General features: G+C 59.0%; 6 protein-coding genes and 1 pseudogene. 3 read left to right on the plus strand and 4 right to left on the minus strand.

All coding sequences use genetic code 11. The features are described from left to right. Positions 1-12: 12 nt before the first annotated feature. From GSQ90_RS32130 to GSQ90_RS16220, 4 genes are all read right to left on the minus strand, one after another. Complete coding sequence (locus GSQ90_RS32130; protein WP_210254909.1) at positions 13-345, minus strand: hypothetical protein; 333 nt, start codon at positions 343-345, stop codon at positions 13-15. A gap of 428 nt (positions 346-773) precedes the next feature. Next, positions 774-1,448, minus strand: a complete 675-nt coding sequence (locus GSQ90_RS32010; protein WP_174247492.1) for an MBL fold metallo-hydrolase — start codon at positions 1,446-1,448, stop codon at positions 774-776. A 207-nt stretch (positions 1,449-1,655) separates the two neighbouring features. Then, positions 1,656-2,081, minus strand: a complete 426-nt coding sequence (locus GSQ90_RS16215; protein ID WP_158815894.1) for a GFA family protein — start codon at positions 2,079-2,081, stop codon at positions 1,656-1,658. 407 nt (positions 2,082-2,488) lie between these two features. Then, complete coding sequence (locus GSQ90_RS16220; protein ID WP_158815895.1) at positions 2,489-2,776, minus strand: DUF1330 domain-containing protein; 288 nt, start codon at positions 2,774-2,776, stop codon at positions 2,489-2,491. Between the two features lie 61 nt (positions 2,777-2,837). Here GSQ90_RS16220 and GSQ90_RS16225 point away from each other — a divergent pair, with 61 nt between their 5' ends. From GSQ90_RS16225 to GSQ90_RS32875, 3 genes and pseudogenes are all read left to right on the plus strand, one after another. Continuing rightward, positions 2,838-3,296 (plus strand): MarR family winged helix-turn-helix transcriptional regulator, encoded by a 459-nt coding sequence (locus GSQ90_RS16225; protein ID WP_158815896.1) that lies wholly within the window; start codon positions 2,838-2,840, stop codon positions 3,294-3,296. A 423-nt stretch (positions 3,297-3,719) separates the two neighbouring features. Then, complete coding sequence (locus tag GSQ90_RS16230; protein ID WP_158815897.1) at positions 3,720-3,887, plus strand: hypothetical protein; 168 nt, start codon at positions 3,720-3,722, stop codon at positions 3,885-3,887. 12 nt (positions 3,888-3,899) lie between these two features. Continuing rightward, a pseudogene (locus GSQ90_RS32875) lies at positions 3,900-4,001 on the plus strand (hypothetical protein); the annotation flags it as partial. Positions 4,002-4,809 lie beyond the last annotated feature (808 nt).

Genomic DNA, 4,809 nt, shown 5'->3' on the forward strand with positions numbered 1-4,809 from the left:
GGATCTCGGCGACTATCCACTCTCTCCGGCCTGCAGGCGATCGATGATCCTTCTCAGGTTCTTCTGCGCTTCAAGACGGGTGACGCCGTAGCCGTAAGGCTGACCCTCCTCGCTCCCCCACGGCACGAGGATATCGAAGTCCAGGTCCATGAGGCGCGAAAGGCTGGCGAGATAGGCCTCGCGGTCGCTCTCCCCGAGCAGAACAGCCTTCCATTCGCCGCCTTGGACCCAGATCGAGTCTCCGGGAAACAGCAGGCGGTGCTCGCCATTGTCCCACAGGAACGTCGTAGTGCCGGCGGTATGGCCAGGCGTGGGGCAGTTACGGGGACGTGATATGCATTGCATTAATTCGTGATTCGTGTGGAGGCGCCTCGTTATCAAACGCCAGGATGGGGGATTGTGTATGGCGTCCCCGTAATCTCCAGTTACGGGGACGTGATACGCATTGCATTAATTCGTGATTCGTGTAGAGGCGCCTCGTTATCAAACGCCAGGATGGGGGATTGTGTATGGCGTCCCCGTAATCGTAATCTCCGTAAAACTCTCAGCGACGCCTTTGACATCAGTCTCAGCCATCTCAGTCCCATGGAAAGGGAGCAATATGGCGAACTGCTACGGAAATGCGTGAAACCGCCCGAGGCGTAGCCGAGATCGAGAAGGGACGCGCCCTCTCTTATAAGTCCCCGATTTTCAGCCAGAGGGGCTTCGTCAAAATTCCTGATTTCTTCACAAGACGCGCGTCTCCCGACATTCGCGTTATCAGATCTCGGCGACTATCCACTCTCTCCAGCCTGCAGGCGATCGATGATCCTTCTCAGGTTCTTCTGCGCCTCGAGACGGGTGACGCCGTAGCCGTAGGGCTGACCCTCCTCGCTCCCCCACGGCACGAGGATATCGAAGTCCAGGTCCATGAGGCGCGAAAGGCTGGCGAGATAGGCTTCGCGGTTGCTCTCCCCGAGCAGAACAGCCTTCCATTCGCCGCCTTGGACCCAGATCGAGTCTCCGGGAAACAGCAGGCGGTGCTCGCCATTGTCCCACAGGAACGTCGTAGTGCCGGCGGTATGGCCAGGCGTGGGAATAATTTCAAGATCGTCGGCGATTTTCTCCCGATTTGAGAACACGCCGGCGATCGGCAATTTTGTTTGCGAGCGATCATTTTTATGCACGAAGATCGGCGCGTCGAGTTCTGGCGCGTCGTACATCGCCTCATGCCAATGGTTGAGCAGAAGCCGGCCGGGCCGCCCCAGTTCCAGTATCTCGTGCGCGGCGGCGTTGATGCCCGGCGAGTGATAGATGATGATGTTTCCCTGCTTGCGCTCGAGAACGAAGGATCGGACGACGACGCCGTTCAGGAAGGGCAGCGGGGCCGTCGGCGTCGCGTAAAGGCCACGGATGATCGAAGGCTGAAGTCCCGTGTCGCCGATCGGGGAAAAGAGATCGGGGGGCATCTTTCTTGCTCCTTGTCAGGTCTGTGCGTCAGGAACCAAAGCTAACATTCCCAGCCAATCGCGGCGACAAAGCGCCCGCCGCGCCTTTTCAGCCGCCAGCTTTTTTCAGCGAGATTCTTGATTTTTGCGCGTCGGATATGGGTGGTTTAGGGACGATCAGCTTCTAGGCTGGAGCATCGCTGAGCGGTCGTCGGCAGACAGCGGTAGTTAGTCAGCCGGGATGAAGCGGAGGGCGCCTGCGCGACGCGTTGGCTTGCCGGTGTCGTTCGTGTGATTGACGCCATCCATAACAGGCACCTCAGGGAAATCGAATGGGCTTACCCCATCCAGGCAAGCCACGTTCACGGCATACAGATTCTGGTTAGATCGTCGTTGATGATGTGTATATATTCCGCAGCGAGAACAGAAGAAGTGCTGCGCTGACCCGGTGTGGAAGCGGTAGGTTGTCAGCGCATCCTCGCCCCGCAGGATCTTGATCCCACCCATTTCCGCCATGACAACGACGGCGCCTCGCATCCGGCAGTAAGAGCAAGTGCAGCGGCGGATCGAATTGAAGCCGTCGCTGAGCGTCGCCTCGAAACGCACCGCGCCGCAATGGCACTGGCCAGTCCGAACGTTTGTGTCGCCCACCATGTCGATCGCGCCTCCTGTTCGGATCGCTTCTACGTCCGGTCCTGGCGAGAGGGCAAGAACGTCTCAGCGACATCAGCGGGTCGAAGGCGGCCCTCCCGTTGTGCAAAACTCTTGGATGCTGTTGAAAAACTCGAATTTTCCCGACGATCACAATTCCAGAAACCGCGGACGGCCTTCGAAGAAAAAGCGCTGCGGGACCGGCGGAGAGGGTGGTCAGTCGGTGTGCGACGATTGCAATCGATTGGCGACCGCAATGGTCAATGCAAACCGCTATTCAGCCGCAAAGCCCGCATCTCGGCCCGCTCTCATTTCGCGAGTTTTTCAACGGCATCCTTGAGTTTTGCAAGGACGCCGTCGCCGGCCTCGCAAAACCCGCCTGGCGCTCCACAAGCATGAGCCATGACGGCTCAGCCGGTTTCGACGATGAACATCCGCGCTTGCTGGGCTTCCTGGCGTTCCGCCTTGATCGGCGCGTACATCTCAGAATTGTAGAAGGCGAGCGCTTGGGCGAGGGTCGAAAACTCAAACACGCCGGCCATCGGCAGAGGCTCCTCGCCCTCAAGAACTTGCGCGACAGGACCGAAGTGTAGAATGCGCGCGCCCGCCTCTTTCAGGGCTGCCTGAAAACGCGGAGCAAGCGCCGCCTGCTTGGCGGCGTCGATGACACGCAGATTGATATGCACATATGCTGGCATGGGCTTCTCCAAATGCTGCATATACATTATTTGTTCAAAGTTGGGTTGTCGAGGGGCAGATGTGAGCGATTTTGATCCCGAGGTTTTGAATGGCGTCGCGGCGGAATGTCCGGGCTTTCAGGCTCGCGCCACGGCGCGGGCGGTCACGCGCTACTATAACGACTGCTTCAAACCGCTCGGGCTGACGGCCGAGCAATTCAGCCTCTTGGTTGGGATCGGGGCGGCCGAGGGCGCGACGCTCGTCGATCTCGCCGATAGCGCGGGAGTCGATGCGACGACCCTCAGCCGCAATGTTCAGAACCTGGAAAGACGAGGCTTGGTCCATGTCAAAGGCGGACGTGGCCGCGCAGGGAAACAGCTCAGCCTGGCGAAATCCGGGCGACGACTCATCATCGATGCGCTCCCGGTGTGGAAATTGGCCAAAGCGGAACTCTCTCAGCGCCTGGGCGATGAAAAGCTTCGTTTGGCGAGGCAGGCTATGGCGGCGCTGGCTGAAGCGGCAAAATCCGCGCGGGCGTGATGCTTGCAGAGAGTGCGAAAACGCGCCGCCCCGCGGGTCCCGAAAAGAACAAAGTGTTTTCACACAATCTACAAGACTTTTGAAATCGACATTTGCTACGTAGAGGCTAGCGAGCGGCCGTCTGGACGGCCGAGAATGGACCTGTATGCCAGCTTGGCTCGAAGCGACATTAGGGGCGATATGCGGCCTTGGCCTGCTCGGTGGCGTGTTCTGGTTCACCTTTGCGCGTGCGCCTTCACGTCGAAGCGACGGAGGACTCACAAAGCATGACGCTGGTAGCTACGCGTCGTTTCTAACGCGTGGCGACGGAAGCGACCAATCGAGCTGACAGCACCGCGCAAAATTCGAGCAGAGTCTGCGCGAACGGCTTGAATCTTTCCGCTGTTGGATTCCGCTTTCGCTTGCGTCACGGTAGAATCACGCATGACGCACATTCCCGGATTCGAACGTTCGCAGCTCCTGCTTTTGCTGGAGTCGGTCGACGGCTATGTCGGCTTGGATGATCCCGTGCGTTTCATTGACGCCTTCGTCGATGGGCTCAATCTCGCCGATGAGGGTTTCGCGCGGGTCCAGCCGAGGGCGACGGGATGACCTGGCTACGCGTCGGGCGACCTCCTGAAGCTCCACATTTACGGGGATCTCAACCGCGTTCGGTCGGGCCGCCGGTTGGAAGCCGAATGCGATCGCAACATCGAGGTGATCTGACGGCGTGAATTCGCGCCAAATCGCTTCAATATCCCCGTCAAACGCGCGGTGCCGAAGGACATAAGGGGGGCTACAAGACCATCCGCGCGATCCAGACGCCGAAAGTGCCTCGCCGCGCGCCTCCGAAATTATCGCTGACAATGTCGGGGCGTTTTCGCACGGTCCACTTCATTTTAGAGAGAGATGTCACACTTGAGCGAAATTCCTTAGTTCGGAGCGCTGATGAGGAAGTCGGACCCTTAAGTTTGTTACCGACAAGGTGCGCGGCAATTTGGCTCTTATTGCGTTAGCTGTTGATCTTGTTTTTCTCTGCTCACCCATGGCTGTCCGGCTGACGCGTGGCGCCAGGCCACGCCGCCGAGTCGCCGTCAACCGGCTGCGCCGGTCCTACACTTCGTTACGGCCCTTCGGGTGACTGCGTCTCGTCGGCGCGGCATATGGCTGTCCATGTTGTTTTGGTGCGCGAAGCGGCCTTTTGAGGCCGCTTCGCTTACCAAAACAACATGGTGGGCCAAACACGATCAGCGCGCGGAGGAGTCGAGGCGCGCGTAGCGCCTGCGAAGCGGCTTGGCACGGACGAATGCTCCGCATTCGCCTGGACTTGACGCCGAGCACGGCGATGGCATTCGCACGATCGCATGCTTTTCATCCAGCCAACCCGGCTTTCCAGGTCAAACGTCGCTCTGGGTGAAAACAACGGCTCACGCGATCAGAGCTGCATTTTGGCTCTTATGGCGTTAGCTGTTGGTATTGATTATTGTGCTCCTGATGATTCGGGAGGCGGGGGATGGAGAGCCATGAATTCCAG

The organism is Methylocapsa sp. S129, from assembly GCF_009765995.1.
Classification (GTDB): Bacteria; Pseudomonadota; Alphaproteobacteria; order Rhizobiales; family Beijerinckiaceae; genus Roseiarcus.